Origin of the sequence: Actinopolyspora sabaoui (assembly GCF_051225635.1) — a bacterium.
GTDB lineage: Bacteria > Actinomycetota > Actinomycetes > Mycobacteriales > Pseudonocardiaceae > Actinopolyspora.
Genome location: NZ_JBMIHH010000007.1, coordinates 203755 through 220796 on the forward strand (window position 1 = coordinate 203755; position 17042 = coordinate 220796).

The 17042-nt window shown below is 67.3% G+C and carries 17 protein-coding genes and 1 tRNA gene; 6 read left to right on the top strand and 12 right to left on the bottom strand.

Annotated elements, in window-relative coordinates; all coding sequences use genetic code 11:
• Positions 1–72: 72 nt before the first annotated feature.
• Positions 73–1479 (bottom strand): sugar porter family MFS transporter, encoded by a 1407-nt coding sequence (locus ACOQFL_RS15440; RefSeq protein ID WP_435544862.1) that lies wholly within the window; start codon positions 1477–1479, stop codon positions 73–75.
• Between the two features lie 208 nt (positions 1480–1687).
• On the bottom strand, positions 1688–2269 hold the full coding sequence (dcd, locus tag ACOQFL_RS15445; RefSeq protein WP_435544863.1) for a dCTP deaminase: 582 nt from the start codon (positions 2267–2269) through the stop codon (positions 1688–1690).
• 80 nt (positions 2270–2349) lie between these two features.
• On the opposite strand from dcd, the gene ACOQFL_RS15450 reads away from it, so the two are divergent.
• Positions 2350–2423: transfer RNA gene (locus ACOQFL_RS15450), tRNA-Gly, on the top strand.
• A 312-nt stretch (positions 2424–2735) separates the two neighbouring features.
• Here the strand turns inward: ACOQFL_RS15450 and ACOQFL_RS15455 are convergent.
• The 9 genes from ACOQFL_RS15455 to ACOQFL_RS15495 all read right to left on the bottom strand — a co-directional run bounded on the left by ACOQFL_RS15455 (position 2736) and on the right by ACOQFL_RS15495 (position 11673).
• A complete protein-coding gene (locus tag ACOQFL_RS15455; protein ID WP_435544864.1) occupies positions 2736–3053 on the bottom strand; it encodes a hypothetical protein in 318 nt (105 codons plus the stop codon).
• Positions 3054–3293: 240 nt separating this feature from the next.
• On the bottom strand, positions 3294–4337 hold the full coding sequence (locus ACOQFL_RS15460; RefSeq protein ID WP_435544865.1) for a S66 family peptidase: 1044 nt from the start codon (positions 4335–4337) through the stop codon (positions 3294–3296).
• Between the two features lie 120 nt (positions 4338–4457).
• Positions 4458–4991, bottom strand: a complete 534-nt coding sequence (locus ACOQFL_RS15465; protein ID WP_435544866.1) for a DUF3558 family protein — start codon at positions 4989–4991, stop codon at positions 4458–4460.
• Positions 4988–5485 (bottom strand): hypothetical protein, encoded by a 498-nt coding sequence (locus ACOQFL_RS15470; protein ID WP_435544867.1) that lies wholly within the window; start codon positions 5483–5485, stop codon positions 4988–4990. Before ACOQFL_RS15470 ends, ACOQFL_RS15465 begins: the two co-directional genes overlap by 4 nt.
• 5 nt (positions 5486–5490) lie before the next feature.
• Entirely contained in the window at positions 5491–6402 is a 912-nt protein-coding gene (locus ACOQFL_RS15475; protein WP_435544868.1) for a hypothetical protein, read from the bottom strand.
• Positions 6399–6773, bottom strand: coding sequence for a hypothetical protein (locus ACOQFL_RS15480; RefSeq protein ID WP_435544869.1), 375 nt, complete (start codon positions 6771–6773; stop codon positions 6399–6401). Before ACOQFL_RS15480 ends, ACOQFL_RS15475 begins: the two co-directional genes overlap by 4 nt.
• Positions 6774–6907: 134 nt before the next feature.
• Positions 6908–8875, bottom strand: coding sequence for an alkyl/aryl-sulfatase (locus tag ACOQFL_RS15485; RefSeq protein WP_435544870.1), 1968 nt, complete (start codon positions 8873–8875; stop codon positions 6908–6910).
• Positions 8865–10046: an acyl-CoA dehydrogenase family protein gene (locus ACOQFL_RS15490; RefSeq protein ID WP_435544871.1), complete on the bottom strand. Its 1182-nt coding sequence runs from the start codon at positions 10044–10046 to the stop codon at positions 8865–8867. The genes ACOQFL_RS15485 and ACOQFL_RS15490 overlap by 11 nt, the downstream gene beginning before the upstream one ends.
• Positions 10047–10065: 19 nt before the next feature.
• The gene (locus tag ACOQFL_RS15495) at positions 10066–11673 is read right to left on the bottom strand and encodes an AMP-binding protein (RefSeq protein ID WP_435544872.1); all 1608 of its coding nucleotides are present in this window, start codon (positions 11671–11673) and stop codon (positions 10066–10068) included.
• Between the two features lie 151 nt (positions 11674–11824).
• Here ACOQFL_RS15495 and ACOQFL_RS15500 point away from each other — a divergent pair, with 151 nt between their 5' ends.
• The 5 genes from ACOQFL_RS15500 to ACOQFL_RS15520 all read left to right on the top strand — a co-directional run bounded on the left by ACOQFL_RS15500 (position 11825) and on the right by ACOQFL_RS15520 (position 16341).
• The gene (locus ACOQFL_RS15500; protein WP_435544873.1) at positions 11825–12421 is read left to right on the top strand and encodes a TetR/AcrR family transcriptional regulator; all 597 of its coding nucleotides are present in this window, start codon (positions 11825–11827) and stop codon (positions 12419–12421) included.
• A 218-nt stretch (positions 12422–12639) separates the two neighbouring features.
• A complete protein-coding gene (locus ACOQFL_RS15505) occupies positions 12640–14106 on the top strand; it encodes an MFS transporter (RefSeq protein ID WP_435544874.1) in 1467 nt (488 codons plus the stop codon).
• Between the two features lie 139 nt (positions 14107–14245).
• Positions 14246–14740 carry a GNAT family N-acetyltransferase gene (locus tag ACOQFL_RS15510; protein WP_435544875.1) on the top strand — a complete coding sequence of 165 codons (495 nt, stop codon included), beginning with the start codon at positions 14246–14248 and terminating at the stop codon, positions 14738–14740.
• Between the two features lie 135 nt (positions 14741–14875).
• Positions 14876–15535, top strand: a complete 660-nt coding sequence (locus tag ACOQFL_RS15515; RefSeq protein WP_435544876.1) for a DUF1326 domain-containing protein — start codon at positions 14876–14878, stop codon at positions 15533–15535.
• Between the two features lie 41 nt (positions 15536–15576).
• Complete coding sequence (locus ACOQFL_RS15520) at positions 15577–16341, top strand: DUF2182 domain-containing protein (protein ID WP_435544877.1); 765 nt, start codon at positions 15577–15579, stop codon at positions 16339–16341.
• Between the two features lie 11 nt (positions 16342–16352).
• On the opposite strand, the gene ACOQFL_RS15525 is transcribed toward ACOQFL_RS15520, so the two are convergent.
• The gene (locus ACOQFL_RS15525; RefSeq protein WP_435544878.1) at positions 16353–16997 is read right to left on the bottom strand and encodes a TetR/AcrR family transcriptional regulator; all 645 of its coding nucleotides are present in this window, start codon (positions 16995–16997) and stop codon (positions 16353–16355) included.
• Positions 16998–17042: the final 45 nt, after the last annotated feature.

Sequence of the window (17042 nt, forward strand, 5' to 3'; positions counted from 1 at the left end):
AGCCCCTACCGGAGCGAGGGCCGGCGGGGGATCCCGCCGGCCGAGTACTCCGTAGGACGAGGTTGACCTCGATCAGCTGGTACCCATCTCCTCCAGGGAACGGCCCTTCGTCTCCTTGAGGTAGCGCACCACGAAGAACAGCGAGAGCAGCGCGAACGCCGCGTAGATGAAGTAGGTGACCGGCAGGTTCCAGGCCTGCATGCTCGGGAAGGTCACCGTGACCAGCCAGTTGGCGATCCAGTTGGTCGCCGTGCCGAGGGCCAGTGCGGCGGCGCGGATGCGTGCCGGGAACATCTCGCCCAGCAGCACCCACATCACGACACCCCAGGATGCCGCGAAGAAGAACACGAAGGCACTCGCCGAGATCAGCGCGAGAGCACCCCACTCGAAGGGCAGCGTGGTCTCGCCGTCGACGACGCTGGCGTAGCTGAACGCCCAGCCGGTCAGCGCGAGCGCGATGCTCATGCCCAGGGAGCCGACGACCAGCAGCGGCTTGCGGCCGATCTTGTCGACCAGCGCGATCGCGACGATCGTGCCGACGATGTTCACGATGGAGGTGAACAGGCTCAGCAGCAGCGAGTTGCTCTCCTCGACGCCTACGGACTGCCACAGCGTGGAGGAGTAGTAGAAGATCACGTTGATGCCGACGAACTGCTGCAGCGCGGCGATGGCCATACCCACCCAGACGATGGGCAGCACGCCGAACTTGCCGCGCAGGTCGCTGAGCCTGGTCTTGCGCTCGTCCCCGAGGGCGTCGCGGATCTCCTGGATCTTGGTGTCCGCGTCGTCGGACTCGATGCGCTGCAGCACCCCACGAGCCTGGTCGATCCTGCCCGCGCGGACGAGGAACCGCGGGGATTCCGGGATGACCGAGGCGAGCACGAGATAGATCAACGCGGGGACGGCCTCGACGGCCAGCATCCACTGCCAGGTGTCCAGCGGGCCGAGCTGAGCCGAGGCGCTGCCGCCCGCCGAGGAGGCGAGCGCGTAGTTGACCAGCTGGGAAACCGCGATACCCAGCACGATCGCGAGTTGTTGTAGCGAACCGAGCCTACCGCGATACGCGGCGGGCGCGACCTCCGCGATGTACGCGGGGCCGATCATCGAGGCGATACCGACGGCGACACCGCCGACTATTCGCCACCAGGCGAGGTCCCAGACCGTGAAGGGCAGCGCCGAACCGATGGCGCTGATGATGAACAACACGGCCGCCACCTGCATCACCCTGGTGCGCCCGATCCGGTCGGCTATGCCACCGGCTATGGCCGCACCCAGTGCCGATCCGAGCAGCGCCGCGGCGACGGTGACACCGGTCAGTGCCGCGCCGACGCCGAAGTTCTCCTGGATGGCTCCCACCGCACCGTTGATGACCGAGGTGTCATAGCCGAACAGGAAGCCTCCCAGGGCGGCTGCCCCAGCAATCATCACCACGTGCGCAAGGTGATCGGTGGAACGACCTCTCGTCTGATCTACCGACATCGAAGTACTCCTGAGCCCCCGATCGCCGATGTGCCATGTCGCACATCGCTCGTTAACGACGGGTTACGCGACAACGTAAGTCACACCCAACCCGCTTGACTTCCACGATTCAGCGTGACGCTCGCCACTGTGACGGGTTCAGATACGTTTCGCTTCTGAATCGAAGCGAGCTGCGTCTGACCCGGTAACGAATGGGTCTCGATCGTGATCAACGGCTGGTGTCGACCCTGCCGAAGTTGAGATGCGCGCGCGAGGGTGTGGGGCCGCGCTGGCCCTGATAGCGGGAGCCGGCCGCCTTGCTGCCGTACGGGTGTTCGGCCGGGCTGGAGAGGCGGAACAGACAGAGCTGTCCGATCTTCATGCCTGGCCAGAGGGTGATGGGTAGGTTCGCGACGTTGGAGAGCTCCAGCGTGATGTGCCCGTTGAAACCGGGGTCGATGAACCCGGCGGTGGAGTGGGTGAGCAGGCCGAGCCTGCCCAGGGATGACTTGCCCTCCAGGCGGCCCGCCAAGTCGTCGGGGAGGCGAACCGTCTCGTAGGTGGAGCCGAGCACGAACTCGCCCGGGTGAAGGACGAAGGCGTCGTCGTCGGAGTGCTCGACCAGCGAGGTCAGGTCGTCCTGCTGCCGCGAGGGGTCGATGTGGGTGTACTTGGAGTTGTCGAAGACCCGGAAGAACCGGTCCAGCCGGACGTCGATGCTCGACGGCTGGATCAGCGTGTCGTCGAACGGATCGAGTTCTAGGCGGCCCTCGTCGAGCTCTTTACGCAGGTCGCGGTCACTGAGCAACACGGCAACAGCGTATCGGGTGGGTGGGTGAACATCGCCGTTGGCCGCCGTGCTAGGCTTGATTACGTCGCATTGAGGGCGATGCGGGTGTAGTTCAATGGCAGAACATCAGCTTCCCAAGCTGAGAACGCGGGTTCGATCCCCGTCACCCGCTCCAACGGTGAAGGCCCAGGCCAGAAATCTCCGGGTTCCGCCTGGGCCTTTTTCGTGCGCGGGGGTTGGTGGCTTTCAGCAGCGGGGTACCGATCCGGCGCGGCGCCACGCCGAAGATGGTCCGCCGATCTACCGGAAGCGGCTTTCAGTCCGCGAGGGGAGAGGACTCCGGCCGCACCGCGAGCTCGGACACCGCCGTGTCCACGGTTTCCTTGAACCGCAATAGGTTGGTGCGGCTCATCGTGAGCACGATCGGGGCGAACCGCACTGGCTACAGCCTCGCCACGCAGCGACCGTGTCACCAACCGGGATCTCGCTACGGGTGACGGGCTCGGTTGTCGCAGTGCTTGCAGCGTTGATTCGCCCGCAGCTCGACGTTGGCGCCGGCGTTCGCGGCGATGACGTCGCCGTTCCCGATGCGCTCCCAGGCACGTGGCACGTCGCGGATCTCTCCCCAGTCGGAGTAATCGGGATCGTCACCCTTGTGGAAACAGCCGGGAATATGCGCCATCCCCGCCGGACTGATGAGGATCAGAGCAGGCGCGGGCTGCCCAGCGGGCTTGGGTTTCCGAGTGTGTTCGCACTGCCCGACAGGCAGATCGCATCGCTCGCAGCGAGACTCACCAGACGACATGGCTCCATACTGCGCTTCCAGGCATGACCTTGTGTGCCATTCGCGACGATCTGTTCCATTCTGACCAGGCTCGCGGTGAGCTTCCGGGCCACACGCGGGCCATCAAGGACGGTTCTCCACGGTCAAGGGCGCTGCCGAAAATCGGCTCGCACCGCAGGACTGGAACCACGCGTGGACGCGAGTATCGGCTTGCCGAGCAGGAATCCGCAGGCGCCGCGTCTCGAACCTGCCGCGCATGGCTCAGCCGTAGTCGGCGAACAGGCGTCCGTTCGCGCCGTCAACCGTCATGAAGCCACCGTAGGGGACGATCCACTGTGGTCTGGTGTGCCCGAAGGGCGGGCCGACCACGACGACCGCGTCCGGGTTGTAGGCGTGTACCACGGAAATCGCGGTGTCGCGCTGCTCCGCTCGGTGCTCCCGCCGCTGCTCGGCCGTGGGGCGCACGTTGAAGTTCGAGGTCGGCGGACGGGCGACGACGACCGCATCAACCGCACTCAGAATCCCTCGTTCCCCTAGGGACCGGAGGATCCAGCCGAACTCCCGCGCGGGGATGAGTTCCTCCGATGTCTCCAGGAGCAGCACACCACCGTCGAGTACGGCCGGATCAACCGGAAAACGCCCGGCCGTGAGGAGCCACTGCAACACCTCGACACACCCGCCCCACGTCCTGCCGGTGCGGGATTCGGCAGGACCGGCCCAGGTCCAGGGCTCGGTCGGCTCGCGTTCGCCGAATTCGCCGAGCGCGCGGGGGTCGCTCCAGTCGTGCCCGATGTCCTCGGACTCACCCGGCTCGGTGAGCTCGATGCGTTCGCCGGTGAGCAGCGCGGCCCGCAGCGACCGCTCGTGGATCGGATCGACACGCGGTCCCGGCCCCAGCTGAACCTGGGTCGAGCCGCCGTAGTAGCCGGGCACCCCGAGCGTCCAGAGCCGATTCAGCAGGTTCGTGTTGTCGCTGTAGCCGAGGAAGGGTTTGGGATCGTTGGCGACGAGTTCGGCGTCCAGGTGCGGCACGACCGTGATCTGGTCCTCCCCGCCACTCGTGGTCAGCACCGCCCGGATCTCCGGATCGGCGAAGGCCGCGTTGAGGTCCACCGCGCGTTCGCGCGCGGTGGCGTCGAGCTTCCGAGTGGTCGGAAACTCGACGGGCACGAGACCCGTGATGTCCCGCAGCCGTCGCAACGCCTGCTCGTGCACGGCGGAACCGACCGCGGGAGCCGCGAAGGACGGCGACAGCACAGCGATCCTGTCGCCGGGCCGGGCCTTCCGGGGGTGGACGAACGCCATGTGACCGACCCTAGGAGTGCTGTCACCTCGTTTCCCGCAGAGGTGACGCGGGCTGACATCCGGACGATTCAGCACGCCCCTCGGAGTGCGACCGGTGCTCGGCGCACAGCCACGAACAACTCAGGCCGCGAGCGACTGCATCGCGGCCTCGGCGAACCGGCGTGCCGTGGTGCAGGTCGACGGATCCTCATCGCTGTAGGACTGCTCAACCCTGACCCGTAATGACTGCCCACCGGCCACATCCACGTAGATCCAGCACTTGTGATCCGGATCCGGGCGATCACCGTCGAACCACACCTTGACCGCACGAAAACCCTGAATCCGGGAAACCTCCTCGGACCTCGCATCCTCATCAGAAGGATCAATCCACCGATCGATCCCTTGGTTCGTTATCGTGCTGACGTAGATGGTATTCCCGGTGGTGATACCGTAGAAACAGGTATTCCCTTCCGCTTCTATCGCCCCGGGGACGGAATCGAGTTTCTGTGACTCCTGACCTATCCGCATCCCTTGCAACGATTCGCTGTTGATCAGGTCGCACGGCTTCACGTCACTGACCGACAACTCTTTGGGCCGATCCGACGAACCACACGCCGAGACCACCCCCAACCCCGCCAACAGCACGGCAGTAACACGTAACGCCCGCCCGATCATCCGTAATACCTCAGCTTCAGCTCGGTCGTCCTCGCCTGGTAGTCCTGCACCAACCGGGTAGCCGCCTCGACCACCCGCGCCGCGAACTCGTCCTCCCGCAGTTCGCGCAGGCTGCCGCGCTTGATCCGCGCGGTGAACTCGTCCATGCCCACCGCCGACAACGCGAAGCGGCCGTCACTCGACTCGCCGTAGGACTCCACCGCGCGGCACTCCGCCTGGAAATCGGAATCGTGCTGATCACGCGGCTCGGTGTCCAGGTTGGTCCAGCTGATCGCGTCCTGATACTGCCGTTGCCACCCGGCGTAGAGCAGCCGCGCCATACTCGCCAACGCCCGCTCCAGGGCGCGCTCGTCGGCGAACTCGTACACGCTCTCGCCGAACGAAAGCGAGAACTCGCTACGGTTGCGCAGCTCGGCCTGAATGTCCATCCCCGGGGCACTCGCCCGCACCCGGATGTTGTCCAGTCGCTCGGCCAGCTCACCCACTGCTCTCACTCCTCCTAGTCGTGACCGCCGACGCCCTTGTCGCTGGTGAGAACGCTGCCCGACATGCCCGCGAGCTTCGGCCGCGCCGAGACGAACGGGGAATCCGCCTTGTTCTGCCGATCGACCTCACCGGCGTAACCGTTCAGCGCCTTGGTGATCTCACCCTGTTTCTTGCTAGTACGCTTTGTGAGATCGTCGATCGTCTCCTTCATGGAGTTCACTACCTGCTCCGCCGAACCGCCGCTCTTCTTCACCGACTCGTACCCCTTCTGCACCGCGCCCCCCACGGCGGAGGCGGCGCCCACCGCCGCGAAGGCCACCGAAGCGCCGCCGGTGAAGGGGATGGCCCCAATCGCTGCCACCGCGCTGGCAATCGACAACGTGAATTCGAGATCACTCTTGCCGCAGCTGGCCACGTTGTCCAACCCCTCGAGAGTGTCGTCCGCTATGCCTACGATGTCATCTCGCGTTCTCTTCCAGACTTCCTGATCCGCCTCGACCGCACCTTTCATGATCCCCAGCACCAGGAACTGGTTGCTCGCGACGGCGGGAAACGGATCGAGGAAGTTGGCTTTGAACGCGTGGGCGGCCATTCCGCTCCAACCGTTCAGATCGTCGGCCGCCGTCTCGATCGACCGCAGGTCCTCGTTCGCACCGATGGAGTCCCCGCTGATGGGGTCCCGCATGTGCGCCCCGTTCGACAAACTGCTCATGGCACCGTGCAGCTGATCGATGATCCCCTGGTAATTCCCCGGATCCGGAATTCGGGTGAACGGCTCGAACAGGGGTGTCGCGCAGTTCTGGTACTTCTCCTTGATCCTGCCGTAGTCGGGTCTGCCACCGTACTGGGCCAGCTGGCGGTATTCCGCGTCGACGGCGCCTTCCTCGATCTCCTGCGCCTTAGACATCAGCTTGTCGAAACTCACGAGTTCCCCTCCGGCTTCGGGGTGCCCTGCTGCTGCATCAGCCGATCCAGCTCGTCCGAAACTCCTTGATCTGCCTCCGCGTACATCCGCACCGTTTCGTGCAACGCGTCCGCGGTCTCGTCCAGGCTGGTTCTGGTCGACTTCAGCACGCCGGTGATCGCGCCGTGCAGCTGGCCGTACGCCTGGGCCATCGAACCGCCCGGGCCCTGGAACTGCTCCGGCACACCGGACAAGCCGTTCACCGCGCCCTGCGCGTCCTCGCACTGGCCGAGCGCCTTGTCGTAGACCCCGGACACCGTGGGAAGGTAGTCCTTGGCGACCTTCTCCAGGCGGTACAGGTCGACGCCGAAACCCGATCCGCTGTCCGTCATGTTCGCTCCTCGTATCGGCTACAACCAGGGCAAGCTACCAGCCGACCGGGCGCTTCCTGGCCCATTCGCGGAACTCAGCCCGAAACCCAGCCGAGCAATGGAAGCCAGCAGTACACAGCGGAACGTGCCGGGAATCAGCGACCGGTCTCCGGATCGCCGGTGTCCACGGGCGTGACCATGGGGAAGTCCCGCCTGGGCTGCTCGACGAGGTCCGCGAGCGTTTCGAGGGCCGCGAGGTCGCCCTCGACGTGCACAGCACCGTTGGCCACGTGCTCCCGGAAGTCAGTTGGGCGCGCGGCGATCCGGTTCAGCACGGCTCGTGGCAGCCGCAGCGTCAGCTCTGGCGACGAGCCCGGCACGGGATCGCTCTCGTCGTGCACGAGCGCCCCGTTGGACAGCACCGTATGGCGCCGGACGTTCTCGTCCTCGACCTCCCACACGATGTGCGCCCTACCGCGCGCGGCCCGGGGACCGTTCACCCGAACCGCGATGCTGTCGAAGAGCTGCGGCAGGCTCAGCGCGGCCAGCATGCCGCCGCCTCCCGAACGCGGCCGCGCGGCAGGACCTCCCGTCCGGAGTTCGGCGGCGCCTGTCAGGAAGAAGTTGCGCCACGCGGCGTTCTCCGCGCCGTAGCCGAGCTGTTCCAGCGCGTCGGCCTGCAGCAGTCGCGCCCGCTCGTTGTGGGGTTCGGCGTGGACGACGTGGTTGACCACCTCGACGACCCACCGGTAGTCGCCTTCCGAGTAGCTCCGTTCGGCCATGCGCAGGACGTTCCCGGAGCCGCCCATGAAACGCACGTACCGGGTGGCGGCTGCGGTGGGGGGATGCGGCCACAGGTTGGCGGGGTTGCCGTCGAACCAGCCGACGTAGCGCTGGTAGACGGCCTTGACGTTGTGGCTGGTGGAGCCGTAGTAGCCGCGTGCGTGCCAGCTGTCCCGCAACGTCTCGGGCAGTTCCAGGTTCTCGGCGATCTCCGCGGGTCCCAGCCCCCGGTTCATCAGCCGGAGGGTCTGGTCGTGCAGATAGGTGTAGAGGTCGCGCTGCAGCCCGAGGAACCGCACGACCCGTTCGGAACCCCAGGTGGGCCAGTGGTGTCCCGCGAAGAGGACTTCCGAATCCGCGCCGAACAGCCGGATGGTCTCGGTGAGCGACCGCGCCCAGGCTCGGGCGTCGCGCACCGGGGCGCCGCGCAACGTCCCCAGGTTGTGCTGGGTGTGGGTGGCGGTCTCGGCCACGCACAGCGCGGCGAAGCCGGGGAGGTGGAAGTTCAGCTCGGCCGGGGCCTCGGTGTCGGCGACCAGCTGGAAGACCATCCGCACCCCGTCGACGGTGTGCCGCTGCCTGGTCCGTTCGATGTGGACGTTCGGCCGGATCAGGCTCACCCGCCCGGAGGACGTGCCCAGCCCGAGCCCCACCCCCACCTGGCCACGCGGGTCGGCGGACAGGCCGGAGCCGTACATGAAACCGGCACGCCGCGACATCACCGGGCCTGCGTAGACGTTCTCGTCCACTGCGTGCTCGGTGAAGCCCTCGGGCGCGATGACCTCGACGTCAGCGAGTTCGCGGGCGCCGGAAACGGTGAGCCCGAGCACCCCGCCGAAGTGGTCGACGTGGTTGTGGGTGAACACCACTCCGGTGATCGGCCGGGGTCCCCGGTACCGCTGGTACAGCTCGAACGCCGCGCGAGCGGTCTCCACGCTGATCAGCGGATCCACCACGACGACGCCGCGTTCCCCCTCGACGAGGGTCATGTTGGACAGGTCGTAACCGCGCACCTGGTAGACCCCGGGCACGACCTCGAACAACCCGGCCTTGGCCAGCAGCCGCGCCTGACGCCACAGCGAGGGGTGCACCGAGTCGGGCGGTTCGGCTTCGAGGAAGCGGTACCGCTCGAAGTCCCACACGGTGCGCCCCTCGTCGTCGGTGACGGTGCGCTGCTCGGGCTCGGCCAGCAGTCCCCGCTCGGCGTCGGCGAGGTCCTCCCGGTTCGACCACGGCAGCGTCCCGGCCGCGCGGCGGTGCGCGGCGATCACGTGCTCGCTGGGCGGATTCGGAGCGTGCTCCGAAGAACGGCTCTCCGTGGTGGACTGCTCAGTGCTCAAGTCGGGCCAAACCTTTCGCGATGCCGTTGCGCTGGATCTCGGAGGTCCCGGTAAGTACGCGGAACATCCGGATCTTCCGGAACAGGTGCTCGATCTCGCTGCCCTGCGTGAGCCCCTCCTTGCCGTGGATCTGCACGGCCTCGTCCGCGATGCGGAAAGCCGACTCCGCGACGAACAACTTGCACATGAACGCTTCCGTGCGGACGTCAGCGCCGTTGTCCAGCGCCCGCAGCGCCTCGTAGGTCATGGAGCGCGCGGCGTAGAACTCGGCGGCCATGTCCGCCAGCTTGTGCTGGATGGCCTGCAGTTCCAGCAGCGTCTGTCCATTGGCGACCTTCCGCGTCAGTGCCCGCTGGCGCGTGAGCGAGATGACGCGGCGGGTCGCGCCGAGCACCGTGGGGCAATGCAGCAACCTGTTGGTGGTCACGCGGCCGAGTGCGATGCGCATGCCCTCGCCCTCCTGGCCGAGCAGGTTCGCGGCGGGCACGAAGCAGTCCCGCAGCACGACGTCGCTCTCGATGTGCTCACCGGACATGGGGGTGTCACCGTCGAGCACGGTGCAGCCGGGGCTGTCGAGGTCGACGAGGAACGCGGAGAAGGAGTTCTCGGTGTCGTTCATGCGCGCGACGACCACGGCGAAGTCCGCGAAGGGGCCCGCCGAGCTGAACACCTTGTGCCCGGTGATGCGGTAGCCGTCCCGCTCCGGCACCGCGATCGTGCTCATCGAGCGGACGTCGGAGCCCGCTTCTTTCTCCGTCAGCGAGAAGCAGCAGGCTCGTTCCGCGCGCACCACGGGAAGCAGGTACTCCCGCAGCTGGTGCTCGGTGGCGTGCCGGAGCACGTCCCCGGCGCGCAGCGGTCCACCCATGTCGCCGAGCACGCTGTGGCCGAGCAGTCGTTCGCTGGCGCCCACCTCCTCCTTGAGCGCGGCGAGCGCCGTGAAGCTCAGCGCCTGACCGCCGTACTCGGTGGGCAGGTGTATGCCGTAGAAGCCGAGTTCACGGCTGCGCCGCCACACCGGTTCCAGGTCGGCACGGGTGAGTCGCCCCTCACGGGTGATGCCGCGGTGGTGCTCGTACTCGGCGAGCTCCCCCTCCAGATAGTCCCGCAGTCGCTCGACCAGCGCGGCCAGTTCGGTGTCGCCGTAGTCGGGACGCAGTGAGAATGTCATGCTCGCTCTCCTGTTCCGCTCAGTTCACTCGACGCTCCACCGCGGCCCAGTACGGTTCGCGCACCGCCTTGCGGTCGGTCTTGCCGTTGCGGTTCCGGGGGAGTTCGGGGAGGAAATCGACCGATCGTGGTTTCTTGAGGCGGTCGAGGTGCTCGGCGCAGAACTCGATCAGTTCCTCGGCGCTCGGGTGGTGGCCCACACGCGGGACCACCACCGCCTTGACGGCCTCGCCCCACTTCTCGTCGGGAACCCCCACCACGCACGCCTCGCCGACCGAGGGGTGTTCGTGCAGGGCGGCCTCCACCTCGGTGCAGTAGATGTTGAATCCGCCGGAAATGATCATGTCCTTCTTGCGGTCCACGATGAACAGGTAGCCGTCCTCGCGCATCCAGGCGAGGTCGCCGGTGTGCACCCAGCCGTCGCGGAAGGTGCGTGCGGACAGCTCGGGCTCGTTCCAGTAGCGGGGAACGCAGTCGGGGCCGCGGGCGACGATCTCGCCGATCTCGCCCGGCGGGAGTTCCGCGCCGTGCTCGTCCACGACGCGGACCTCCGTGTCGTAGGCGGCCCGGCCGCAGGAGCGCAGCAGTTCGGGGTCCTCGGTGGGTGCGGCAGCGATCTCCTCGCTGGTCAGGCCGGTTATCACGCTGGTGGTCTCGGCCAGGCCGTATCCCTGCGCCACCACGGGGCCGAACAGGGTGACGGCCTCCCGCAGCGTTCGCGGTGAGACCGGTGCGCCTCCGACGCGGACACTGGCCAGGCTGGACAGATCGCGCTCCGCCGCACGGGGATGTTCGAGCACCATGCCGAGCATGGCGGGCACGAGGAAGGTGGCGGTGATGCGCTCCCGCTCCACCGTGTCCAGGAACGATTCCGCGCTCCACGCGGGCAGGACGTGGGTGGTGCAGCCGCCGAAGACTCCGCTGAGCAGTCCCATCCCGGTGGCGTGTGTGATCGGCCCGCACGCCAGGTAGCGGGTGTCGCTTCCGGGGCGGGAGTCCCCGCTCATCAGCTGCTTGCGCATGTTGGCCAGCCGGTTGCCGAAGGTCTGCACGGCCGCCTTGAGCGTGCCGGTGGAGCCGGAGGTGAAGTTCAGCACCGCGATTTCGTCCGGATCGACCTCGACGGCCACGGGATCGGCACTTCCCTCGGCGATGAGTTGCTCGTAGGACCGCACTCCGGTTGCCGGAGTGGTTTCCGGGGTGGTTCCCGCCTCGTCGGGGGCGTCGCCCGGATCGTCGTCCAGCTGGACGGGGACGCATCCGTTACCGGCGTCCGAGACGGCGTCGAGCGCGACCTGCCGGTGCGCCGCGTCGAAGACGAGGACCCGCACCGACGCGTCCCGCAGGATGTGTCCGATCTCCTCCCGACCGAGACGCGCGTTGACCGGAACGCGGGTCGTCCCCGCCTTGTAGAGGCCGAACTCGATCTCGACCAGCTCGCCGCGGTTCCACGCCAGGGCGGCCACCGCCTCGCCCCTGCCCACGCCGAGAACTCCTGCGAGCGCGGCTGCCAGCCGGTTGGCCCGGGTCTCGAACTCCCGGTAGGTCCAGGCTCGATCACCGCAGACCAGCGCCGGCCTGTCCGGCCAGTACCGGGCGCTGCGGCTCAGGTACGTGCCCAGGTTCATCGACACCACCACCATCAATAGAAGACAGTCTGAGCATTTTCATACACTCTGTTCAGAAACAGTACGGCTGTCAAGCTTTCCTACACTGGTCCGGCTGTGCGCGGCGCCCCGATGGGGGTCGCCGCGCGGACGACGGGGACGAGAGGAACCGATGGCCGAGGACAGGCGCACCAAACGAACCCGGCGCGCACTCAGCGACGCGCTGGTGGCGCTGGTGCTGGAACGCGGCTTCACCGCGATCACCGTGGAGGACGTGGCCGAGCACGCCGACGCGGCGCGCGCCACCTTCTACAGCCACTTCCAGGGCAAGGAGGACCTGTTCACCAGGGTGACCTCCGACCTCGTGGCCGAGCTGGCCGAACGGATGCAACCGGCCGTCACCGAGAGCGCGATCGGCTTCACCGGCAAACCGCTGCTCGAACTGCTGCGGCACGCCAGGGACGAGCGGGACAGGTACCGAATCGTGCTGCGCGGGGAGGGCGACGGCAAACCGCTGCAGATGTTCACGGACTCGCTGGCGCGGGCCACGAGCGAGCAGTTTCGGCTGCGCGCCGAACGCAACGGGGTCACCCCGCGCATCGACTCCGAGCTGCTGGCCAGGGTGTGGGTCGGCGAGCAACTCGCCGTGCTGCGCTGGTGGGTGGAGCACGACGCTCCGCCGATGCCCGCCGAGGAAGTCACCCGGATGCTGCTCGAACTCGCCATGCACGGCCGCTACTGGGCAAGCGGATTCGACGCGCCCAGCTGAACCGGCCACGACCTGCGACGACGCGGAAGAATCAACCCCGATCGCACCCCGACACCGAAGGCAGCCCCGGGACCGGCGCTCGTTCGTCACCGGGGCCGCACCTCTTGAACCAACGGGCAACGCGCCCTACAGTCATGTGCTTATCGTCACTTAATGGACAGTTTGTCCAATAAAGCTGATGGAAGTTCCGCGCACCGTGGTTCAGTGAGGAGCGGCCGATGACCGCATCAACCCGGGGTCCCTCCGGGGACGAGTTGCTCGCCCGACTCGATCGTCTTCCCCAGTCGAAACCGCACCGCCGACTCATGCTGCAGGGCGGGATGGGCCACCTCTTCGAGGCATACGACGGGGTGCTGCTCGGCTACGCGGCATCGGCCGTGGTGACGATCTGGGCAGTCGACTCCACCGTGGCCGGGTGGCTGCTGGCGTCGGTGTTCATCGGCTACCTGATCGGCTCGCTGCTCGCCGGAGTGCTCGCGGATTGGATCGGGCGCCGCCGGGTGCTGATGTACGCGCTGTTCGTCTACGTGGCGTTCACGCTGCTGGCGGCCACGGCCACCGGTCCGGGAGAGCTGATCCTGTGGCGCGTGCTGAGCGGCATCGGGATCGGGGCCGAGGCCACGACGATCGTGCCCTACATCTCGGAGTTCCTGCCGCGCCGCAACCGGGGTCGCAGCATCGGCAGGACGATGATGTTCCTCGGCGTCGGCCACGCGCTCGCCGGGTTGACGGCGGTCCTGGTGATCAGCCCCCAGCCGGAACCGGGCTGGCGAATCGCGTGCCTGAGCGGTGCGCTGCCGGTGCTGCTCCTGCTGTGGTGGCGCCGGACGATGGTGGAGTCACCGCGCTTCCTGATCGACAAGGGACGCGTCGACGAGGCCCGGGAAATCGTCGAGCGGATCGAGCGGGAGACCGCCGAAACCGGGGACGCGGTACCCGCGCCACCGGAGGAAGGGCCTTTCGGAAGCGAAGGGGCCGGGGGAAGCGCGGACGAGCGCTCGCACCACGGGGCCAACCCGCTCCGCCGCATGGCGGCGCTGTGGGGTCCGGGAATGGCGCGGCGTAGCACGGTGGTGTGCCTGCTGTGGTTCGCCTTCCAGGCGGCGCAGTACGGCTACGGAACCTGGCTGCCCACCCTGCTCGTGCTGAAGGGCTTCACGATCTCCACGAGTTTCGCCTTCGCGATGGCGGGTGCGGTCGCCCAGATTCCCGGTTACTACCTGGCGGCCTCGATCAGCGAACGCCTGGACCGCAAGTGGACGATCGTGCTCTTCCTGGTGGGAAGTGTCGGCTGCGCGGCGGCACTCGGCACGGCCGGTAACGCGACGAGCATCTTCTGCTTCAACATCGCGCTGTCGTTCTGCATGAACGGGGTGGCTTCGCCGCTCTACGCCTACACGACGGAGATCTACCCGACGGGGATCCGGACGAGCGGCATGGGCATGGCCAGCGCGATGGCGAGGGTCGGAGCGATCCTGGCGCCCGTGGTGATCGGTTACGTCCAGGCCGATCTCGGTTTCGGCGGGGTGTTCGCGATGCTCTGCGGCCTGCTGCTCTTCGGCTCCGTGGTACTCGCGGTGTTCGGGCTGCGCACGGCGGGACGAAGCCTCGAAGGCTTGGAGGCAACCGGGCGCACACCTGACTCGACGTCGTCCGAGTCGGAATCGAGCCCGTCCGGCTCGTGACCCACCCGGCCGGGATCGTGGCGTGGGACGGTTGGAGTCGGCTCCCCGGCCCGGCGATTTCGCGAGAAATTGACAGGACGGTGGAGCGACGACCAACCGTCGCGCTTCACGACCCACGACATACAGCGGCAGGGCGGAATTGTCGAAATCACCGAACAGCGGCATCACCGTGGCCGCGGAAGACGTAGCAGCGGCTGAAAGCGTGGTTCTGCTCCGCGAGTACTTCGCGGAGATGACCGCTCGCTACATCGGTAGGCGGCCCACCAAGTCCGAAATCGAATCCTCGATGGCCGAGGACCCGAGCACCGACCTGTCCGGCGCTACCGGACGCTTCTTCGTCGCGCGCGAGAACGGACGCGCGGTGGGCTGTGTCGGTCTTCGGCGCCTCGACGAGCACATCGGCGAGCTCACCAGGATGTTCGTGGTCGAGCCGAGCAGGGGACAAGGCTTGGGCGTGCTGCTGCTCCGCGCCGCCGAGCGAGCCGCCGTGGAACTGGGCATGCGGGCGATCCGGCTCGACACTCGCAACGACCTGGTGGAGGCCCGGAAGCTCTACGCGGCCAGCGGCTACGAGGAGATCGAACCGTACTCCGACGCGCTGTACGCGGACCACTGGTTCGAGAAACGGCTGTGATCCCGAGAAATGACTGTGAACCACGGGCCGCTGCACAGGCCCGGGGAAATACCGCGCACCTCGTATTGACAGCCGCCCTCGCCCGGGGCGGAAACTGGAAACGAGTAGTCCGCCACGAAGGCTGGTGAGGCGATCATGACTACTTCCACCATTCAGAACTGGCACCTCAAGGGCGTGTGGTTCGACGCGTGCAAGTGCGCGATCCCCTGTCCCTGCTCGTTCGCGCAACCTCCCACCTACGGCGATTGCAGCGGCATCCTGCTCTGGCACGTCGACGAGGGCAATTTCGGCGACACCGCGCTGGACGGGCTCAACCTCACGATGCTCGGTTCCTTCACCGGCAATCCCTGGGAAGGAACCCACACCGACCCGTACGCCGCCGTGTTCATCGACGAACGCGGCGACGAGGACCAGCGGCAGGCCCTGCAACTGATCTTCGGCGGCGAGGCCGGTGGCTGGCCCGCCGAGTTCGGCGCGATGTTCGGACCGGAGATCCTCGGCATGGAGTTCTCCCCCATCGAGGCCTCGTTCGAGGAGAACTTCGCCCGGTGGAGCGTGCGCGTACCCGGCAGGGCCGAAGCGGAAGTGGAGGCACTGACCGGCCCCACGGCAACCGAGGGCAGCAGGGTTGAGGTTCACAACCTGCCCGGTGCGGAGGTCGGGCCCGGTCAACCACCCGCCGTCTGGGGCAAAGCCGTCAGCGACCACGCCGACGCCTTCGGGTTCCAGTGGAACCGCTCCGGCTACTCCAGCAAACTCATCCCCTTCGAGTGGTCGGGACCGGACGCGAAGTGACGAGTAGGGCAGGGTCTCGTGCGGCTTCGGGACCGGGTTGGTTGTCCGGAACGGAACTTCTGCTGGCGGTCGTACTGCTCACGCTCACCGCGCTGGCCTGGCTGCTGACCCACAGCCTGGCCACACCCGGTATGCGGCTGGGCATCCTGACCGGGATGCGGCCGATGGCATCGTCCGGCTTCGAATGGACCCGGTTCGGATTCTTCCTGCTCACCTGGCTGATCATGATGACGGCGATGATGCTGCCCGGTATCACCCCGTTCACCATCGGCATGAGCAGACTGCTCCGGGTTCGCCAGGCGGGCACGGGCAGCATCCCGGCGCTGGTGGTCGGCTACCTGCTCGCGTGGCTGCTCACGGGGCTGGCGGCCTACGCGTGCCTGCGTGCCTTCGACGCACTGGCCATGGCGGGCAGCAGCACGGCGGCCCGTTCGGGAGCCGCCGTGCTGCTGATCGCCGGGCTGTTCCAGTTCACCCCGCTGAAGCAGTGGTGCCTGGTGCACTGCCGCTCGCCGATGGCGCTGCTGATGCGGCACGGGCAGCGAGCGGCCCGCAGCAGACGCGGCACGCTGCTGGTGGGGTGCGGGCACGGGGCCTACTGCATCGGCTGCTGCTGGGCGCTGATGGTCGTGCTGCTGGCCGCGGGCATGATGAGCCTCGTCTGGATGGCCGGTATCACCGCCGTGATCACTGTGGAGAAGGTGCTGCCGTACGGCAGGCAGACCAGTTACGCGATCGGTGCGCTGCTGACCGGTGCCGGGATTGCCCTGCTGGCCCTTCCCGGGCTGGTCGGCACGATCGCGTAACTCGTCGGTGCTCAGTCGTTCCGCCGCTCGCGCAGCTCGATCCGCTCCGCCAGGTAGCCGGTGATCAGCCTGGTGAGTTCCTCGACGACGATCTCGCGCGAGATCTCCGGCCGGTCCAGCACGTAGCTGATCGTCAGGTTCTCCACCGAACGCACCAGCACCCAGGCGATCGCGTCGACCGGTTCGGTGCCGCGATCGACGTTCAGCGACAGCAGCACCGTGGTCACCAGCTCGTCGATGCGGTTCCGGAAGTCGTGCCGGTGCGTGTCGGCGGTGGGCGGCAGCTGTTCGTAGAGCACCCGGATCAGCCCGGCGTTGTCCTCCAGCGCTTCGAGCAGCGCCAGCACGCTGCCGCGCACGCTCTCGTCCGGCGAGGGGTTCGCGAGGTTGCCGACGAAAGCACGTGAAACGCGATTGCGCAGTCGATCCGTGTAGCGGTCGATGACCGTGCCCAGCACCGCGTGCTTGTCCGGGAAGTACTGGTACAGCGATCCGGGGCTGATTTCGGCCCGCGCCGCGATGCGGGCGGTGCTGGCCCGCTCGTAGCCGTGTTCGAGCAGCACAGCGTATCCGGCGGTGATGATGCGTTCGACCATCGCGCGGGAGCGCTGCTGGGTCGGTTCGCGGCGCAGCTGCCGTCGGGGCCCGGAAGTCATGTTCGCCTCCGACCAACGCGAATTGAATGCGAATAATTATTCGTG